General features: G+C 46.1%; 11 protein-coding genes. 4 read left to right on the top strand and 7 right to left on the bottom strand.

Annotation, left to right across the window (positions count from 1 at the left end):
* Window positions 1-24: 24 nt before the first annotated feature.
* The 3 genes from ABQ275_RS10525 (at window position 25) to pafA (ending at window position 6457) form a co-directional block, all read left to right on the top strand.
* Complete coding sequence (locus ABQ275_RS10525; RefSeq protein ID WP_349318257.1) at window positions 25-3075, top strand: TonB-dependent receptor; 3051 nt, start codon at window positions 25-27, stop codon at window positions 3073-3075.
* A gap of 20 nt (window positions 3076-3095) precedes the next feature.
* Entirely contained in the window at window positions 3096-4679 is a 1584-nt protein-coding gene (locus tag ABQ275_RS10530; protein ID WP_349318258.1) for a RagB/SusD family nutrient uptake outer membrane protein, read from the top strand.
* A gap of 134 nt (window positions 4680-4813) precedes the next feature.
* A complete protein-coding gene (gene pafA, locus ABQ275_RS10535; RefSeq protein WP_349318259.1) occupies window positions 4814-6457 on the top strand; it encodes an alkaline phosphatase PafA in 1644 nt (547 codons plus the stop codon).
* Window positions 6458-6540: 83 nt separating this feature from the next.
* Here pafA and ABQ275_RS10540 read toward each other — a convergent pair whose 3' ends face one another.
* The 4 genes from ABQ275_RS10540 to ABQ275_RS10555 form a co-directional block, all read right to left on the bottom strand.
* Window positions 6541-7524, bottom strand: coding sequence for a helix-turn-helix domain-containing protein (locus tag ABQ275_RS10540; RefSeq protein WP_349318260.1), 984 nt, complete (start codon window positions 7522-7524; stop codon window positions 6541-6543).
* A gap of 262 nt (window positions 7525-7786) precedes the next feature.
* Window positions 7787-8860, bottom strand: coding sequence for a membrane dipeptidase (locus tag ABQ275_RS10545; protein WP_349318261.1), 1074 nt, complete (start codon window positions 8858-8860; stop codon window positions 7787-7789).
* Window positions 8861-8960: 100 nt separating this feature from the next.
* The gene (locus tag ABQ275_RS10550; protein ID WP_349318262.1) at window positions 8961-9944 is read right to left on the bottom strand and encodes an ABC transporter ATP-binding protein; all 984 of its coding nucleotides are present in this window, start codon (window positions 9942-9944) and stop codon (window positions 8961-8963) included.
* 142 nt (window positions 9945-10086) lie between these two features.
* On the bottom strand, window positions 10087-12432 hold the full coding sequence (locus tag ABQ275_RS10555; RefSeq protein WP_349318263.1) for an ABC transporter permease: 2346 nt from the start codon (window positions 12430-12432) through the stop codon (window positions 10087-10089).
* 231 nt (window positions 12433-12663) lie between these two features.
* Here ABQ275_RS10555 and ABQ275_RS10560 point away from each other — a divergent pair, with 231 nt between their 5' ends.
* Window positions 12664-13245 carry a molybdopterin-dependent oxidoreductase gene (locus ABQ275_RS10560; RefSeq protein WP_349318264.1) on the top strand — a complete coding sequence of 194 codons (582 nt, stop codon included), beginning with the start codon at window positions 12664-12666 and terminating at the stop codon, window positions 13243-13245.
* A 76-nt stretch (window positions 13246-13321) separates the two neighbouring features.
* Here the strand turns inward: ABQ275_RS10560 and ABQ275_RS10565 are convergent, their stop codons facing one another.
* The 3 genes from ABQ275_RS10565 to ABQ275_RS10575 form a co-directional block, all read right to left on the bottom strand.
* Complete coding sequence (locus ABQ275_RS10565; protein WP_349318265.1) at window positions 13322-15022, bottom strand: GMC family oxidoreductase; 1701 nt, start codon at window positions 15020-15022, stop codon at window positions 13322-13324.
* A 168-nt stretch (window positions 15023-15190) separates the two neighbouring features.
* Entirely contained in the window at window positions 15191-16615 is a 1425-nt protein-coding gene (locus ABQ275_RS10570; RefSeq protein ID WP_349318266.1) for an arylsulfatase, read from the bottom strand.
* Between the two features lie 26 nt (window positions 16616-16641).
* On the bottom strand, window positions 16642-18420 hold the full coding sequence (locus tag ABQ275_RS10575; protein WP_349318267.1) for a RagB/SusD family nutrient uptake outer membrane protein: 1779 nt from the start codon (window positions 18418-18420) through the stop codon (window positions 16642-16644).
* Window positions 18421-18436 lie beyond the last annotated feature (16 nt).

Consider the following 18436-nt stretch of genomic DNA (forward strand, 5'->3'; position numbering starts at 1 on the left):
CAAACAGAAAAAAAACAAATGCTTATGAAAAATCGATTTATTGCATTAAAACCGGGCAACCTTCTGATGTGGTGCCTGGGGATCATGCTATGCACTACACAATCCCTGTATGCGCAGGACCTGCCTGTTACAGGAAAGGTGTCTGCGGCCAATGGCATGCCGCTGATCGGGGTGAATGTGCAGATTGCAGGTACCTCTAAAGGCGCTGCTACTGATGTAGATGGTCAGTTTAAATTAAGTGTTCCCGCAGGTGCTACGTTGAAATTTTCTTTCATCGGCTACCTGCCAAAAGAGTTAAAGATCAGCAACGCCAATCCTTTACAGGTTACCATGGAAGAGGATGTGCAGAAGCTGAACGATGTGGTGGTAGTAGGTTACGGCACACAAAAGAAAGCGACACTCACAGGTGCGATCACCACTGTTTCTATGAGTGATAAAGCCGGTCAGCCTATCACCAACGTCAGTAATGCACTGCATGGCGTACCAGGTGTATTCGCCAACCTCAGTAACAGTCAGCCGGGTGTGGACAGAAGCACCATCCGTATCAGGGGCGTAGGCACACTGAGTAACAACGATCCGCTGGTACTGGTAGATGGTATTGAATACTCTATGGATGAACTGAATCCAAATGATATAGAAACCGTTACTGTGCTGAAAGACGCTGCGGCAGCCATTTACGGCTCCAGAGCGGCGAATGGTGTTATCCTGGTAACCACTAAAAAAGGTAAAGGCGCATCCAAAGTTAACTATAGCACCTACTATGGTAAACAAAGGGCCACCTACTTACCTAATACCATTAATGACCCGATTGTTTATATGAAATTAAAGAATCTGGCCAATAAGAATGAAGGGAAGGCCCCGGATTATTCTGATGATGAGATAGCAGAATATGAAAAAGGAATGCTCACTGATCCGATCACCTACCCTGCCAACGACTGGTACAAAATAGCGTTGCAGGATGGTACCATAAAAAAACATGACCTGAGCATTTCCGGAAGTACAGATAAATATCAGTATCGCCTGTCACTGGGTTATCTCGACAGAAACGGTGTTCTTTTCGGGCCCGGCAACCATGAAAATAAATATTCTGTTGGCCTCAACGCCTCTATGAATGTGAGCGAAAAACTGAAAGCAGGTATTTCACTGGATGGTTATTACAGGAACTACACCCAGCCATTCTACTCGGATATGTGGAATTACATCTCCAGGGCATTGCCAATTTTAACAGATCAGCTGGCAGACGGCCGCTATGGCAACTCCTGGCTCAGAACCCCCGGCCGCAACAACTGGGAAAATCCGCGCATGCTTGCTTACAATGGCTTACAAACCAAAGTGGTACAACGTTTCCTGTCAACTGTTTTTGCAGAGTACAAATTGCCTTTTGACATCACCTACAACATTAAATTTGGTGTAGATAAATATGATGGAATACTCAGTGGTTTTACGCCGCGTATGCAAACTTTTAATCCGAAAACAGGTGCTGCTATCAACTGGAATAGTCCGGCTACAGCGCCTCGTTCTGCCAAAACGGATTACAACAACATGAACCTTCACTTCTACAACACATTGGACTGGAAGCATACCTTTTCAGAAAAGCATAACCTGTCTGCCATGTTAGGCGCCAGCTATGATAATTTTGATGTGGACGAATGGGCTGCCAGCATGTACGGTTACCTCGATGGTACATTGGATGCATTAAGCGCCGGTACTGTCTGGAATGCTACTTCCGGCAACTATACCCGTGATGTACTGGAATCTTATTTTGGTCGTGTGAACTATGATTATGATGGCAAATACCTGCTGGAAGCAACTTTCCGCTACGATGGGTCCAGCCGTTTTGCAAAGGTGAACCGCTGGGGCTTTTTCCCCTCCGTTTCTGCCGGCTGGCGTATTGATAAAGAAAGCTTTTTCCAGTCCAACTTCATCGATCTGTTGAAGCTCCGCGTTTCCGCAGGCCAGATGGGTAACCAGGCCGTAGCACTTTACAGCACTACTCCGAATGTGATGTTGGGAGAAGACTACAGCTTCGGTGGCGTGCTCAACTCAGGCGCTGCGCAGAAAGCATATGTAGATTCCACTATTACCTGGGAAACCATGACCACCTATAACGTTGGGGCTGACATTAATTTATGGAAAAGCCGTATAGCCGTTACCGTTGACGCTTACAAAAAACGTACAACCGGGATCTTACGTACCGTAAATATTCCCTCACAGATAGGTAACCTGACGGGTCCTAAACAGAATGTGGGTACCGTAGACAACACCGGTATTGAACTGGTGGTGCAGTACAGGAATAACATCGGTAACCTTGACTATGGCGTTTATGGAAACGTAGCTTACAACAAGAACGAAGTGGTAGACCTGAAAGGTGAAATCATTTATGGTAGTGGTACTATCACCAAGAAAGATTATCCTATCGATGCCTACTATGTGTTACAGGCAGAAGGTATATTCCAGTCTGACGCAGAGGTAGCCGCCAGTGCAAAGCAGAGTGGAAAAACAAAAGCGGGTTACATCAAATTTAAAGATGTTAACAACGATGGTATTATTAATGGAGATGACCGTGTTATCGTAGACGCCTCTTCGCAGATGCCAAAATATACTTTCGGATTTGGTTTCAACCTGGGCTACAAGGGTGTTACCCTGACAGCAGCCTTCCAGGGTATTGCCGGCGTAAAAGCATTGCCTACGGCCAACCTGGCCTATCCGTTCAACAACGGCGCCAATGCCACCTGGGAATGGACTACAGATGCATGGACACCGGAAAATCCGGATGCACGCCTGCCCATCGTAACGACCAGCACCGGTTCTGTTGACAACTTCCAACGCTCCACTTTCTGGTTAAGAGACAACTCGTATATCCGGTTAAAGAATATCCAGCTGGGCTACTCCCTGCCGGACAGTTGGTTGTCAAAAGTGAAGATCGGCAAAGTGAGTGTTTTTGTCAACGCAGAAAACCTGCTCACTTTCTCCAAGTACAAAGACTTCGATCCGGAATCTATACTTGATCAGACAACCATCTATCGTTATCCGATGCTGAAGACAATTAACGGTGGCCTGAATGTTACTTTTTAATGCGTAAAACAAAGATCAATATGAAAAAGATATATTTACTGGCAGTCTGCGCAGGTTTCCTGGCAACGGGTTGCAACAAAAGCCTGCTGGATACAGTTCCTCACGACCGTTACACAGAAGAAACCTTCTGGACAACACCGGAAGCTGCCGGTGCGGCACTCACGGGTTGCTATTCCGTATTACGGAACGACGGTGTTTTCGGTGGTAAAAATACCAGTGGCGGTTCCGCTACGGCACTATGGGAAGAAACGCTTTCTCCCAACGCCTATAACCAGACCAACACCATGAGCTTTAATGCCATTGCAACCGGGCAGCAGATGTCCAGTACCGGTGGTATTGTTACCGCCCGTTACGCCGATTGTTATTCAGGTATCGGCCGTTGTAATACTTTCCTGAAAAAGGTAGACGAAGTACCAGGCATGGATGCTGCACAGGTAAAGCGGATGAAAGCAGAAGCTACATTCCTGCGTGCCCTATATTACTTTACGCTGCAGAACTATTATGGTGGCGTACCGTTGATCCTCGATCCTCCGGACAGGGATGCACAACAAGACCTCCCCCGCAATACACGCGAAGAAGTGATTACGCAGGTATTGGCTGATCTGGACGCTGCTGCCGCTGCATTACCACTGAAATACAGTGGTACTGATCTCGGTAGAGCGACCAAAGGTGCTGCGATGGCATTAAAGGCAAGAGTACTTTTGTATGAAGCCAGTCCGCTGTTGAATATCGCCAACAATTCGCAGAAATGGGTAGCTGCTGCTGCTGCTGCCAAAGCTGTGATGGATGAAGCAGGTACCGGTTATGGATTGTTTGACAACTACCGCGCATTGTTCCTGCAACCAAACGAGAATAACAAAGAAGTTATTTTTGATGTGCAATACATATTCCCTAACCAGGGAAGTTCTTTTGACCTGATCTGCACGCAGTATAATACCAATGCACCGTTACTGGGTCTGGCACAGGCTTATTATACCAACAAAGGGTTGCCTATCAGTGATCCTGCTTCCGGTTATGATGCGGCCCATCCTTATTTAAACCGCGATCCGCGCCTGTATGCCACCTTTACTTATCCAGGTGATGTATACAAAGGTGATACCATCAAGGCCAGTCGTTTTGCTATCACTGGTTACGGCATGAAGAAGTTCGGTATTTATGACAGTATTAAACCACCTAAAGATAAATCAGATCTGAAAGACGGACAGTCAGACATCAACTTCATCGTATTGCGTTATGCTGATATCCTGCTGATGTATGCAGAAGCACAGAATGAAGCTGTTGGACCTGATGCCACCGTTTATGATGCATTGGACAAGATCCGCGACCGTGCTAAGATGCCGCGTATACCAGCTGGTTTACTGAAGGATGACATGCGGAAGGAAATCCGCCACGAGAGACGCATTGAACTGGCAGGTGAAGGCATGTACTACAATGATATCCGTCGTTGGAAAACAGCAGAGAAAGAACTCAATGCAGATGTACTTACCTATAGCGGCAAGTTTATCGAGAAACGTTCTTTTGATCCTAACAGGGATTATTGGTGGCCGATTCCATTAGGCGAAAAAGATCTGAACCCGGCACTGGAACAAAACAAGGGATACTAATTGTTCATCCGGCTATATACCCGCTTATAAATTAAACGGACCATGTTTCTCAGAAAGTAAATAAACTTAACGGTTCCTGTCTTGCTGGCAGGAACCGTTAAACATTTAACAGCACTTTGAAATCTTTCTTTATTATGATCAGGATCAGCAATCCATTTACCACCCTTATGCTATGCGCCTTTGCCCTGGTGCAGAGTGTTTCCGTTGGGGCGCAAACAAACGAAAAACCCAAGCTTGTTGTTGGTATCGTAGTAGACCAGATGCGTTGGGATTATTTATACCGTTATTACGACCGCTATGAAGCGGGGGGATTTAAACGGATGCTGGGAGAAGGATTTTCCTGTGAAAATACTTTTATCAGCCATCTGCCTTCCTTTACAGCTGTAGGCCACAGTACCGTGTATACCGGCTCTGTGCCTGCCATTCACGGCATCACCGGCAATGACTGGACCGACCAGGAAACCGGCAGAAAATGGTATTGCACAGAAGATACCACAGTGCAGTCTGTAGGCAGTACTTCTTCCGCAGGTAAAATGTCGCCACGCAACCTGCTGGCTTCTACCATCACAGATGAACTGCGCCTGGCAACCAACTTCCGCTCTAAAGTAGTAGGCGTATCCCTGAAAGACCGCGCCTCTATCCTCCCCGCAGGACATACGCCAAACGGCGCCTTCTGGTTTGATGATGCTAACGCCAGCTTTATTACCAGTACCTATTACATGCAGGAGCTGCCGGATTGGGTAAAGCGTTTCAATTCCCGCAAAATGCCGGCAAAGCTGATGTCTAAATCCTGGAAACCATTATATCCCATCAAAAGCTATGTACAAAGCACTGCGGATGATGTAAACTGGGAAGGTACCTATCCTGATGAGAAAGCCGCTGTATTCCCACACGATATGCCGGATATCTACAAAAAAGATCCTGGCAGCATCCGCTCCACACCATCCGGTAACACCCTGACCCTGGCCTTTGCACAGGCAGCAGTAGAAGGCTATGACCTGGGTGATGGTAACACGACCGATTTCCTTACGATCAACTGCGCCTCTACTGATTATGTAGGACACAAATACGGCCCTAACTCTATTGAAGTAGAAGATACTTATCTCCGCCTGGATCAGGACCTGTCGGCCTTTTTCAGCTTCCTTGATAAAAAAGTAGGTAAAGGTAATTACCTGGTATTCTTAACAGCAGATCATGGTGCCGCCCATTCTGTAGGCTTTATGGAGGAACATAATATTCCTGCCGGTTTTGTAAAAGACAAACAAATGATGGCTGACCTGGACGCTTTGCTGGCAAATCGTTTTGGTGTAAAAGGATTGGTGCGTAACGCGATGAACTACCACGTTAATTACGATGTAGCGAAGATCGATGCGGCCAAACTGGACTACGATGCCATCAAAAAAGAAACCGTGAAATTCCTGCAAAAACAACCAGGAATCCAGTTTGCGGTGGATATTGACAACATCGGCAACAGCCCTGTTCCTGAGCCTATCAAAAGTATGATCAGCAACGGCTACAATCCGAAACGTACCGGCTCCGTGATGATCATACCTGAACCAGGCTGGTACCAGGGTTTTTCGAAAGGTACCACACATGGCAACTGGAACCCGTATGATGTACACATACCGCTGGTATTTATGGGATGGCATGTTAAACAGGGTGCTACTACAGAAACAGTACACATGACGGATATTGCCGCTACGCTGGCAGCCATGTTACATATTCAGATGCCTAATGGTTGTGTAGGTAAACCAGTGAAAGAAGTAGTAAAACAATAAAGCATAAAAATTACGCATGACGGAGTTGTAGAGAGATAGATGCGATGCTCCATCGCTTTTATCTCTCTACAACTCCGTCTTTTTTATTCCTGTGGTATTGCTACCCTGGAGTATTTTTTCCGGTAATCCTGTGGGGTCAGTCCCGTGATCCTTTTGAATACCTGCCGGAACGTCTTTACATCATTATAACCCACGTTATACATCAGTGAGCTGATATTTTCCGTACTCTTTTCCAGTTCCTTTTTAGCAGATTCAATCTTTACCCGTTGCAGGTATTCCAATGGTGTATTTTTTGTAGCACTTTTAAACCGCCGGATAAAACTTCGTTTACTCATGCTCGTTTGTCCTGCAATTTCTTCAATAGAGATCTGAAGATGGTAGTGCTTTTCTATATAGGTTTGTGCTTTGAGGATCTCTTCATCTTCATGTTGGCGTTGCCCCTGAAATACTGCAAAGTAAGCCTGGTTCACCCTATCCATATCAATAGAGAACATTTTGCTCGCCCAGATTTCTACTTCCCTGCCACAGAATTTTTCAATCAGGTACAATACTAAATTCAGGGAGGAAAAGGCCCCACCACTGGTGTACACACCGTCTTCATCCGTCATCACAATATCTGATAATACTTTTATCTCCGGATACCTGTTGCGCATGTCTGCAATTGCCATCCAGTGGGAGGTACAGGACTTTCCTGCGAGTACGCCCGCTTCTGCGAGGAAGTAACTGCCCAAACAAAGGCTGCCCACTTCTGTGCCTTGTGCACGCATCTCTTTTATCCATTCCACCAGCGCCTGGTTCTTACTTAAAACAACGTCCGGGCTACCATAAAATGCAGGCGCCAGGATGAGGTCTGTAGCCGTTACATCTTCCAGTGTTTTATAGCAGATAAACTGCGCCGGTACCGACAACTGGATGTTCTTTATTTTTTCACTCACCAGGTCTACCTGGAAAGCAGGCGGCTTGCCAGACTGCTCCAGGAATTGGTTGGCTCCCATGAGAATGTCGAGCACGCCCGACACACAGGACAAAACTACATCTTCATAAATAAGCAAAGATATTTTAAGCATGGCATTTTGTGTTGAGTTAACCAAATTTAATACTTATTTCTGGCACAAAAACACCGCTAAGATGACATATACACCCTTTACAGGATCCGCTTTTCTTGTATAGATTTGATTGCAGCAAATAAAGCATTGGTACCTACGGGCCGCTTCGGGCGCGGCCCTGGTGCTTTTGCTATGCGTTTGTATGAGACCAGGAAGCAGACTGTAACGCTTCCCCATATCTCTCACCGGCAGCAACTACAACCGTAGCACCGGCTTTCTTTTTTTACTTACTCCAGGCATTCCTTAAAAAGCGTACCCAGTTTCCGTGCATAATATTTTCGATATCTGTAGCAGTATAACCTCTTTTTGTCAATAAGCCGGGTATAGTTTGCAGGTCGGCAATCGTGTCCAGATCAGCGGGACTTTGTTCTCTTCCATAAGCACCATCGAGGTCTGAACCAATGCCTATATGTAAGGTGTTACCAGCCAGCTGACAAATATGATCCATATGATCCACCATCCTGTCAAGCGTGCAATTCATTTCTGCCGGTAAGGATTTCCCCCGGATCCAGCCCGGCACCATCATCCAGGCATCCAATGCGCCGCCTATTACGGCTCCCTTTTCAATCAGCACTTTAATCATGTCGTCACTGAACTGGCGGTTATGATCCACCAGCGCCCTGCAATTATTATGACTGGCCCATATGTGGCCGTTGAAAAGATCCATGGCATCCCAGAAAGCATCATCACATAAGTGGGTGGCATCGAGGATGATGTTCAGCCGCTCCATTTCTTTCAGTAACAAACGCCCTTGTTCATTTAAATGTCCGGTTGCATCCGTGCCGTTGGCATAACGTCCCGGCCCGTAGTGTGCGGGTCCTACAGCACGCAAACCATTATTGTATGCCCGTTCCAGGTGTTGTACCGTAACGAGGGAATCAGCGCCTTCCAGGCTTGAAATATAACCAATAGGCTTATGATCGTTGGGGGTTCCATTATTCCACAGTAAAAGATGTTTATCCAGACCAGCTTTATCTTTGATCATTACCATCTCTCCGGCATCTTCCATCGCTTTATACCAGGCCAGCTGTCCCTGTGTTTGCGCCCAGGCCTGTTCCGGCGAATGCCATCCCGGCAATTTATTATCCGGCGCTACAAAGCGCGCGATCTGCGTAGCTACGACCAAACCAATATTTCCTTTCCTCAGTTCAGGGAAGGCAACGGTGCCCTTGGCACGATCCGGTTTATCATTCATACCTGCTTCCCTGTTACGGATCGCCATTACTGATTGCTGTAGATCCCGGTTCCATTCCAGTGCGTTCATGCTAAGATCGAGATGCGCATCTATTGTAAACATATTGGTAATTTATTAACGTAGTTTTTCATTGTGTTGTGGTAAAATAAATATTTTCCGGGAGATCCTATACATTTGAACCTTTATATCGAAAACGAGGGTGCTAAAAATACCAGGCACCATTCTTTGCTAAAGAAACATACACGGTATCACCTTTCACCACATTACATGTTCCTGCATCCACTATGACCGGATGAGTGCCCAGTAACACTTCCACTTCGTAATAACTGCCAAAATAATCTATCTTATTCACCGTTCCTTTCAGTCCTTTCCCGGCTGTTTTTGTTATTTTAAAATTCTCGGGGCGGATGAAGATATTTTTTCCATTGATCTCCACTCCTTTTAATCCGGCAAAAGCAGCCGCGTTGGCCGGTGTGATCAGGTTGTAGTTACCCAGCAAAGCAGCGGTGTATTCATTAACAGGCTGGCTATAAACTTCCTGCGGTGATCCTTTCTGAATGATCTCTCCATCTTTCATTACAAAAACATCATCCGCCCAGGGAAGTATATCCTGTGGATCATGCGACACCAGCATACAGGTGATATCCAGGCGTTCGCCGATATCATTGATCACAGATTTCAGGATATTTTTATGGATCATATCCAGGTTGGAGAAGGGTTCATCCAGTAATAATAGTCTGGGAGAAGAAATCAGTAATCTCGCCAAAGCAATCCGTTGTTTCTCTCCCCCGGATAACTGGTCGGTCTTACGTTTCAATAAATGACTGATCCGGCATACGGCATATAGGTCTGCCGCTTCTTCCTCTGAAAGCTTATTTGCATAGGACAGGATTTCTTCTACCCGGTAATTGTTGCGTAATTCAAAATGCTGGGATAGATATGCAATACCCGGATGCCCTGGTATCAATACTTCCAGCGGGCCTTCCACTTTTTTATTTTCAAATAAAACTTCGCCGGTATCCGTTTGTGTTAATCCTCCGATGATCTTTACCAGCGTACTTTTACCGGAACCCGTTTCACCGGCGATAGCAATTTTCTGAAATTGTTTCAGTGTAAAGTTGATATCCTTTAGTATATAAGCCCCCTGTAGTTGTTTGCTGATTTTTGATACCTGTAATAGATCCATATCTTCCGGAGAAATTTTTATTCAGCAATTAATTTTGTAACGCTGGCAGATTAAAAAAAACCTCCTGCATAAAAGCAGAAGGTTAAAATATTGCTGCAAAGATAAGGAATCCGGAATTGTTGTTATATGGGTATCTCCTGGCTTATTCCGCCCTTAACGATTTAACCGGGTTGGCCAGGGCCGTTTTCATCCCATGAAAGCTGATCGTGAGTACGGCCACTACAATGGCCAATACACCGCCTGCCACAAACATCCACCACGACAACTGAATATGATAATCCATTTTCAGCAACATCTTTTGCATCACCCAACCAGCCAGTGGAGCGGCGAATAAAAAGGCAATGAAAACGGGTTTCAGAAAATCTTTTGACAATGAAAACCACAGGCTGCCAAGGCTGGCGCCAAATACTTTCCGGATACTTACTTCCTTGTTGCGCCGCTCTGCCAGGAAGGCGGACAGCCCAAACAGTCCGAGACAGGAAATAAAAATAGCCATGCCCCCAAATACGTTTGCCATTTGCCCTACGGCCCGGAAATCCTCAAAACTTTTCTGGTATTCATCTTTGGTAAAGTGAAAAACAAATGGGAACCCGGGATTATTTTTCTTCACCACTTCTTCCATGCGGGCGATACATTCCTGCCAGTTTCCATTATTGACAATGCGTACAAAAAAATGGCTCATGTCCTTTTTTTGCAGGTTCACAATCATTGGTTGTGGTGCGGAAGCAGGATTATTGAAAACAAAATCCTGTAGCACGCCAATAACTGTTCTATCGCCCAACCTGGTCCCTACTATTGGTGCTTTGAGCCCCATTTTCTTTACGGCTGTCTGATTAATGAGGCAAGCCGAGTCGTCAGCACCATACGCAGGGCTGAAATCGCGGCCTTCCACTAGTTTGAATCCAACCGTTTTTACCCAGTTGTATTGTACATTGGCCACTGTTATACCAAAATCCTGATCCGGTGTTTTGCCTGGCCATTCCAGTCCGTTCATACCGGAACCAAAAGAAACCAGGTCGTCACTACCGGCTGATACACTTGTTACGCCCGGTATTTCCTGTAAATAATTTTTGACGATGTCAAATTTATCCCGCATATCGCCATCGGCCTGTATTTCAACCAGGTTTTCCTGGTCATAACCCATTGGCCGTTGCTCCACATAATGGATCTGTTTTATCGTAACGATGGTGACGATGATCAGGAAAATAGAAATGATAAACTGAAAAGTTACCAGTCCTTTTCGCAGCAGGCTATCCCCTTTCCCACCCGACTGTAGCCGTTTCAAGACCTTTACCGGCTGAAAATTGCTGAGAAAGAAGGCAGGGTAACTTCCTGCCACCAATCCGGTAAACAGCCCCATTCCGACTACCAGCAATATTACCTGCCAATTGAAAAAAGAAGGTGAAAATGTTTTTCCAATAAGCTGCATAGCAGCCGGCAAACTAATCCAGGCCAGCAGGAATCCAATAATCATTGCCACCAGGGAAAGCAACATGGCTTCACTCAGGAATTGAAAAATGAGCCGGCGCCGGGATGCCCCCATCACTTTTCTTACGCCTACTTCACGGGCGCGGCGTTCAGACCGGGCAGTAGCCAGGTTCATAAAATTTATGCAGGCGATCAGCAGTACAAACAATCCTATGAAACTAAGGATTCTGACCGTTTCAATGCTGCCGCCATTTTCATGGCCGTTTCTGAATCGTCCATGCAGCCGAAGGTCTGCCAGCGGATACGCGAACAAAGTAATATTCTTCTCTTCCTGTTTTTCTATAAAAAACTTTTTCAATTTCTCATTCAGAACAGCCAGATTAGCGTTAGGACTCATTTGTATCCAGGTAAAGATGCGGTTGTCATCCCATTTGTTCAGCCAGTTATTTTCTCTTTCATAAAGTGTAAAGGGAAGCACCATATCAAACCTGGTGTAACTGTTCTGCGGTATATCCCGGATCACCGCCCCTACTTTTAGGGAGGTTACATTGTTGCGTAGCAACATTTTCCCCATGGCATTTTCGGTTCCGAATAATCTTTTTGCGGTGCTTTCTGTGAGCACCACCGCACCGGGATCGCGCAATGCCGCTACAGGGTCGCCTTCCAGGGCAGGAAAGGTCATCATATTGAAATAATCCGGCTCGGCATAGATGCCGTTCTGATAGAGGCTTTTGTCTCCTGCACCGATCAGCTCCCTGGAGCGTTGACTGGTGCGGACCACATATTTTAATTCGGGTATTTCGCTACGAAGACTGGCAGCCAGCGGGCCGGGCATTGTTCTGCCGGTAGACGTTTCGCCGGCCAGTGCATGATGTTTCATCAGGATACAGATATCCTTCAGGTTGACATTAAACTTATCAAAACTCAACTCATCCATCACTACCAGCATGATAATGATGCTTGTTGCCAGGCCTACAGATAATCCACCAATATTGATGACAGCAGCGATTTTGTTTTTAGCGAGACTTCGCCAGGCCATTTTGAAGTAACTCTTTATCATAAATAATTTTGATACCCTGTTAGAGATAGACTTCCATCTATCTCTAATAAAATACCAGAATGATATCTCCTTGTTAATCTATTATTTATGATTTCTAAAACAATTTAAAATGATCGGTATTGCACATGCACTGTTCATTTACGAACGCTGCATCGATTATCCCACATGTAAATGAAAAATAATATTGCGCATACATTTATTAGCAATATTTTTATCCTATAAACAAGTACTATGTATCCAGCGAATTTCCCCCATACAGATTTCCGGTTACCAGCTATTGCGCCCGGTATTCACAAGATTCTCTTCATGCCACTCCTCCTGTTATTTACCATGACGTCATGGGCCACCACAAACCAGGACACCACTCAGCGTATAACCACCACCGTGGTTGTCAAAGGACTGGTGGCACATCCGCTTGTACTCGATATTAATAACATCAACCAGCTAAAAGTAGTAACAGGTCATCATCTCAACATCGTTGGTGCAACTGGGGACATCAAAAAAACATTTGATTCCTACAAAGGGATATCACTCAAAAGTATCCTGGACAGTGCAGTGATCACTATCGGTCATCCAAAAGAAAAAGGGAAATATTACATCATCGTAAAAGGAAGCGATGGTTACACCTCCCTTTATTCCTGGAATGATATTTACAACAACCCTACCGGGGAACATGTATTTTTATTATTTGAAGAAAATGGGAAACCCATTATGAAAGATGGACGTTTTGTAATGATATGCAGCAATGATAAAATTACCGGTCCAAGACATGTAAAATGGGTAGAGAGCATAGAAGTGGCGAAGCTGCCGTAGTAGCGGGGCTTAACGACTATTCCGAAAAATCGTATAGGCGTTAACGGTACAATGCTTCGTCCTTATCTAAGCCCACTTATAACTCCTGCCGCTTCAGTTCTTTCACCGCATGATCTGCTGCCCTTGCCGTGAGTGCCATATAGGTCAGGGACGGGTTTTGACAAGCAGAGGAAGTCATACAGGCGCCATCGGTTACAAATACATTCTTTGCCGTATGCACCTGGTTCCATTCATTGAGGATGGAAGTGCGTGGATCTTTACCCATGCGTGCTGTCCCCATTTCATGTATAGCCATTCCCGGATAGGAATTCCGGTTAAAGGGTTTTACATTTTTTAATCCGGCGGCTTCCAGCATGGCTACTGCGTCCTGGTCCATATCTTTGCGCATCTGTAATTCATTCTCTTTAAACTCACAGTTAAAATGAAGAACGGGTTGCCCCCATGCATCCTGTATACTATGATCCAGGCTTACCTGGTTTTCATGATAAGGCAGGCATTCACCAAAGCCCATCAATCCCATTTGCCAGGGTCCTGGCTCTGTCAGATAGTCCTTAAAGGCGCCGCCTATCCCCAGCTCTGCAATGCCACGTGCCCAACCGCTACGACTGCTGTAGCCCGTATAACCGAAGCCTCTGAGGTATGATCGTTTATCTGTTCCCAGGTTTCTGAAACGTGGAATATAGAATCCGGCAGGACGCTGCCCATAATAATATTTATCCTGGAATTCATCTGATGTACCACTGGCGCCTGCATGAAAGTGATGGTCCATCAGGTAATGCCCCAATATGCCGTTGTCGTTGCCCATTCCCTGCGGGAAGCGATCGGAGGTGGAGTTGAGCAGGAGAAAAGTACTGCCCAGTGTAGAAGCGTTCAGGAATATAATGCGTGCATAATATTCGGTTACTTCTTTGGTATGTTTGTCGATCACCCTGACACCGGTGGCCTTACTTTTACTTTCATCATAAATTATTGAATTTACAATGGAGTCGGGCCGCAGGGTAAGGTTGCCGGTTTTTACGGCTGCCGGCAGTGTAGATGATTGTGTGCTGAAGTAGGCGCCGAAAGGGCATCCCCGGCTACAGCGATCCCGGTACTGGCATTTGCCTCTGTCGCCGATAGGTTGTGTGAGATTGGCCGTGCGGAAGATAGTCATCTTACGCCCGGGGAAAGTGCCTTCTATTCTGCCTTTCACCTGTTTTTCGAAACAATTCATTTCCATCGGCGGTTGGAAGATGCCATCCGGTAAATGTGGCAATCCTTCTGCCTGTCCGCTGATACCTGCAAAGGCTTCCACATGATCATACCAGGGTGCAATATCTTTATACCGGATCGGCCAGTCGATGCCGATACCTTCTTTTGCATTAGCTTCGAAATCCATATCGCTGAGCCGTAGCGACCCGCGTCCCCACATAATCGAACGGCCACCGACAATGTCTGCACGCGCCCAATCAAAGCGTTTCTGCTCTGTATATGGACTATCCACATCTTTCATCCAGTAGCTTTGATTGAATCCGTTGTAAATACCTTCCCGTCTGAGATAAGGATGCTCTTCTTTATTGGTGGGGGTAAGTTTACCGCGAAGTGGTATTTCCCAAGGGGCCTCTGTAGCGTTTACATAATCCTTAATATGCTCCAGCTGTTTGCCGCGTTCCAGCATCAATACTTTAAGTCCCTTCTCGCACAGTTCTTTGGCAGCCCAGCCACCGCTGATACCAGAGCCTACAACAATAGCATCATAAGTGTTAGCTGCTTTCGCCTTGAGATTTAAATTTATCATGTATTAAGTATATCTTCCTAGAAAAGTAGCAAAATATTTATAGAAAGATGAAAATATTGTGCGACCGGGATAAAAACAAAGTGCTGTACCTGCAGTGAAGTACTATAAAACAAAAAGCCCTGCGAAGGTCGCAGGGCTTTTTGTTTTATAGTACCGGTTTCATTCGTTTTATTGCGCACTACCCTTCCCTAACAAAGGAAATACATCGCTTTCAATATGTGCTGCTTTTATATAGCCACTCATCTTTTTTACGATGGCGGCATGCGAGGCAGCAACATTGTTTTGTTCACCGGGATCTGTATCAAGGTTGTACAGTTCCAATGGCGCATTGCTGTCTTGCACATTCAGCCGTACAGCTTTCCATTTACCCATACGCAAAGCCTGTCTTCCGCCATCTTCGTGGAATTCCCAGTACAGGTAAGTATGTTGAGCCTGTTTTCTTTTGCCCAGTAAAGTAGGCAGAAAAGAAATCCCATCGGTATACTTTGGTTTGGGCGCTCCGGTGATGTCAGTGAATGTAGGCATGAGGTCCCAGAAGGCGCCGGTAAAGTTGCTTTTACTGCCTTCCTTTACTTTGCCGGGCCACTTCACGATGAAGGGAGTTTTAATACCGCCTTCATAGAGATCACGCTTGTAACCACGCAAACCAGCGGAACTGTTGAAGAATACCGGGTCAGCGCCACCTTCCTTATGCGCGCCATTATCACTGCTGAAAATAACGATGGTTTTTTCCGTGAGCCCCAGTGCATCCAACTTGTCGAGAATCTGTCCTACATAAGCATCCATGCGGCTTACCATGGCGGCGTAGGTAGCGTGTGGTTTTGCTACGGAAGCATAACCTGCTACTTTGGCATTGGGGCCGTAATCATTGCCTTTATAAGGACGTTCTTCAAAGCTGTTTTCATATTGTTTATAATATTCATCATCGGGTCCCTGTAATTCTGCATGCGGCAATGTGGTAGGCGCAAACAGGAAGAAGGGTTTGTCTTTGTTGTCCTGGATGAAAGCCAGTGTTTTTTCCTGGATCAGTGCAGGTGCATAGATCTTTTGCTGTGTGAGGTGGTTGCCGGTCAGCTCCACTTTTTCATTATTACTCCAGAGATGTGTGGGATAATAACGGTGCGATTGCCGCTGGCAATTATAACCGAAGAAAACATCAAAGCCTTTTTTATCAGGGGCGCCGGTAGTACCTACCATGCCCAGTCCCCACTTGCCGAACGCGCCGGTGGTATAGCCGGCCTGTTGCAGCAGCTTCGCGTAGCTCTGCACCGTGTCTGCCAGTGGCTCCTGTCCTTCGGGTTCTATTTCCTTGTTACCGCGCACAAAAGTATGCCCTGTATGTTGTCCTGTAAGCAGGGATGAACGGGAAGGCGCACACACAGTAGTACCTGCATAGAACTGGGTGAAGCACATGCCTTGTTTTGCAAGCCGGTCGATGTTAGGCGTTTTGATCTTTGTTTGTCCATATGCACCCAGGTCGCCGTAACCCAGGTCATCAGCCAGGATAAAAACAATGTTCGGACGATCCTGCGCTTTCAGGGCGGTAGCTGCGAGCAGCATACCTGTCAGCGCAAGAAGTGTAATCTTTTTCATAATCATTACATTCGGTTTAATGTTGCTTATTTCCATTGCGGGTTCTGTGTCAGATTCGGATTCAATACCGTTTGATTAGACGGGATCGGATACAAATAATAATAGTCCGGGAATGGTGAAGGTGGCACTTTTTCGTAGGCAATATAACCTTCTGTTGCGCCATTTTCAATAGGAATTATACTGTTGGCAGATACGTCTGTTCCTTTTTTGATCCATCTACCCATTTTACGTTGAAGGGCATACTCCATTTTTTTCCAGCGACGGAGATCATCGAAGCGGAAAGACTCACCCATTAATTCTATTGCGCGCTCCCTGCGGATTTCCCAGAGTATAGGCGTTACAGTTGGATCGCGGGTAGGATCATTGGGGATGGCAGCTATCTGCAAAGCGGCCACGCCGCCGCGTGCACGCAGCTTATTGATGGTCTGGTCTGCAATGCCCTGATCAAATTCACCCAGTTCATATTTGGCTTCTGCATAGTTTACCAGCACTTCCGCCATGCGGAAGATGGGTGCATCATTCACATCCAGGTTCTGAATATACTGGATCTTGTTGCTGAATTTATAAAAGCGGTAACCGGTATAAGTGACGTTGAATGGTTGTCCATTGTTATCATCCACAAAATGAGGTTCCTGCCGCACCACCAGCCCCTGCCAGTTGAGGGTTGGCAACGTTTTATTTTTGGGGCCTGAAATAGCTGCCATGATGGAAAAATATTCCTGGTCTGCTGCATTACCGGTTGGCTGCCATTCCATGCTGGGATGGTTTACCAGTACTTTAAACGGCGGAGGTACGGTATAGTATAAACGTTTATCGCGGTTCCTGAATTCTGTGTAGGGAGATTTATCACCGGCAAACAAAGTACTTGTCCAGCGGGTTTGTCCATCTGTCATCAGGTACATATCGGCCGCCCTTTTGGTGAGGTCCCATCTGCCGGCGGAGTTCCTGGCCCTGGATGCAAGTACATGTGATACCTGTGTTTGCTCATATTGTTTGTACAACAGGATACCCGGAATATTAGCCAGTGATTCGCTGTTGAATTCTTCATCATAGTTAGGATGCAGTGCCGGAAAATCCGCTATCAGCTTGGCGGCAGCATCTGCACTTGCACGAAGGTAAGGTTGAGGATCACCCAGGTTATGGTATTTGCGCCAGGTACCTTCTACCAGGCCAAACCTGACGATCATCGCGCGTACTACATTTACATCGATCGTATTGGGTCCGTCGCCATCCGGTTTGATATGTTGTTCTGCCCATTGCAACTGTTCCAGTATTTTCTGTGTTACTTCTGCCCTGGGTGTTCTTTTGGCATAGAGGGCATCCACATCACTGTCTGTGAGGGCGTTTTCCACCCAGGTGATATCACCGTATTTATTGACCAGGTTAGCATAACTATATGCACGGAAGAAGTACCCCACACTGCGCCAGTGGTCTTTATCTGCATCGGAGATCGCCGCATTGCTAAGGTTGTCGAGCATAATATTCACTGCCCTGATTTTTGCATAAGGGTCTGTGTAATCAGCTGAGCTGGAAGGAATCACTATCCGTTGCCAAATCCAGTCGGCCTCGCCGTTGGGGTTGGCATTGAGAAACAGGTCACCATTGAATTCCTTGTCCACATTTGCAGGATCATAGCCGGGGAACACTTCGTAAAACTGCCAGGCATATGCTTTGATATTATCGTATTTGGTAAAAGTAGTTTTCTCTGTGAGCTGGTCTTTCGGCTGCAGATCGAGTTTGTTGCTGCATCCCTGCATCAGCAGTGCGGCAGTAACTATGATAAGTATATTTTTTAAACTGGTCATGTTCCTTGTTTTGCTG

The sequence above is a fragment of the Chitinophaga sp. MM2321 genome, assembly GCF_964033635.1.
GTDB lineage: Bacteria > Bacteroidota > Bacteroidia > Chitinophagales > Chitinophagaceae > Chitinophaga.

Coding starts and splice junctions, on each gene's coding strand:
- ABQ275_RS10555 (WP_349318263.1), bottom strand. CDS start 12,432: ATGATAAAGAGTTACTTCAAAATGGCCTGGCGAAGTCTCGCTAAAAAC.
- ABQ275_RS10575 (WP_349318267.1), bottom strand. CDS start 18,420: ATGACCAGTTTAAAAAATATACTTATCATAGTTACTGCCGCACTGCTG.
- ABQ275_RS10530 (WP_349318258.1), top strand. CDS start 3,096: ATGAAAAAGATATATTTACTGGCAGTCTGCGCAGGTTTCCTGGCAACG.
- pafA (WP_349318259.1), top strand. CDS start 4,814: ATGATCAGGATCAGCAATCCATTTACCACCCTTATGCTATGCGCCTTT.
- ABQ275_RS10540 (WP_349318260.1), bottom strand. CDS start 7,524: ATGCTTAAAATATCTTTGCTTATTTATGAAGATGTAGTTTTGTCCTGT.
- ABQ275_RS10525 (WP_349318257.1), top strand. CDS start 25: ATGAAAAATCGATTTATTGCATTAAAACCGGGCAACCTTCTGATGTGG.
- ABQ275_RS10550 (WP_349318262.1), bottom strand. CDS start 9,944: ATGGATCTATTACAGGTATCAAAAATCAGCAAACAACTACAGGGGGCT.
- ABQ275_RS10570 (WP_349318266.1), bottom strand. CDS start 16,615: ATGAAAAAGATTACACTTCTTGCGCTGACAGGTATGCTGCTCGCAGCT.
- ABQ275_RS10545 (WP_349318261.1), bottom strand. CDS start 8,860: ATGTTTACAATAGATGCGCATCTCGATCTTAGCATGAACGCACTGGAA.
- ABQ275_RS10565 (WP_349318265.1), bottom strand. CDS start 15,022: ATGATAAATTTAAATCTCAAGGCGAAAGCAGCTAACACTTATGATGCT.
- ABQ275_RS10560 (WP_349318264.1), top strand. CDS start 12,664: ATGTATCCAGCGAATTTCCCCCATACAGATTTCCGGTTACCAGCTATT.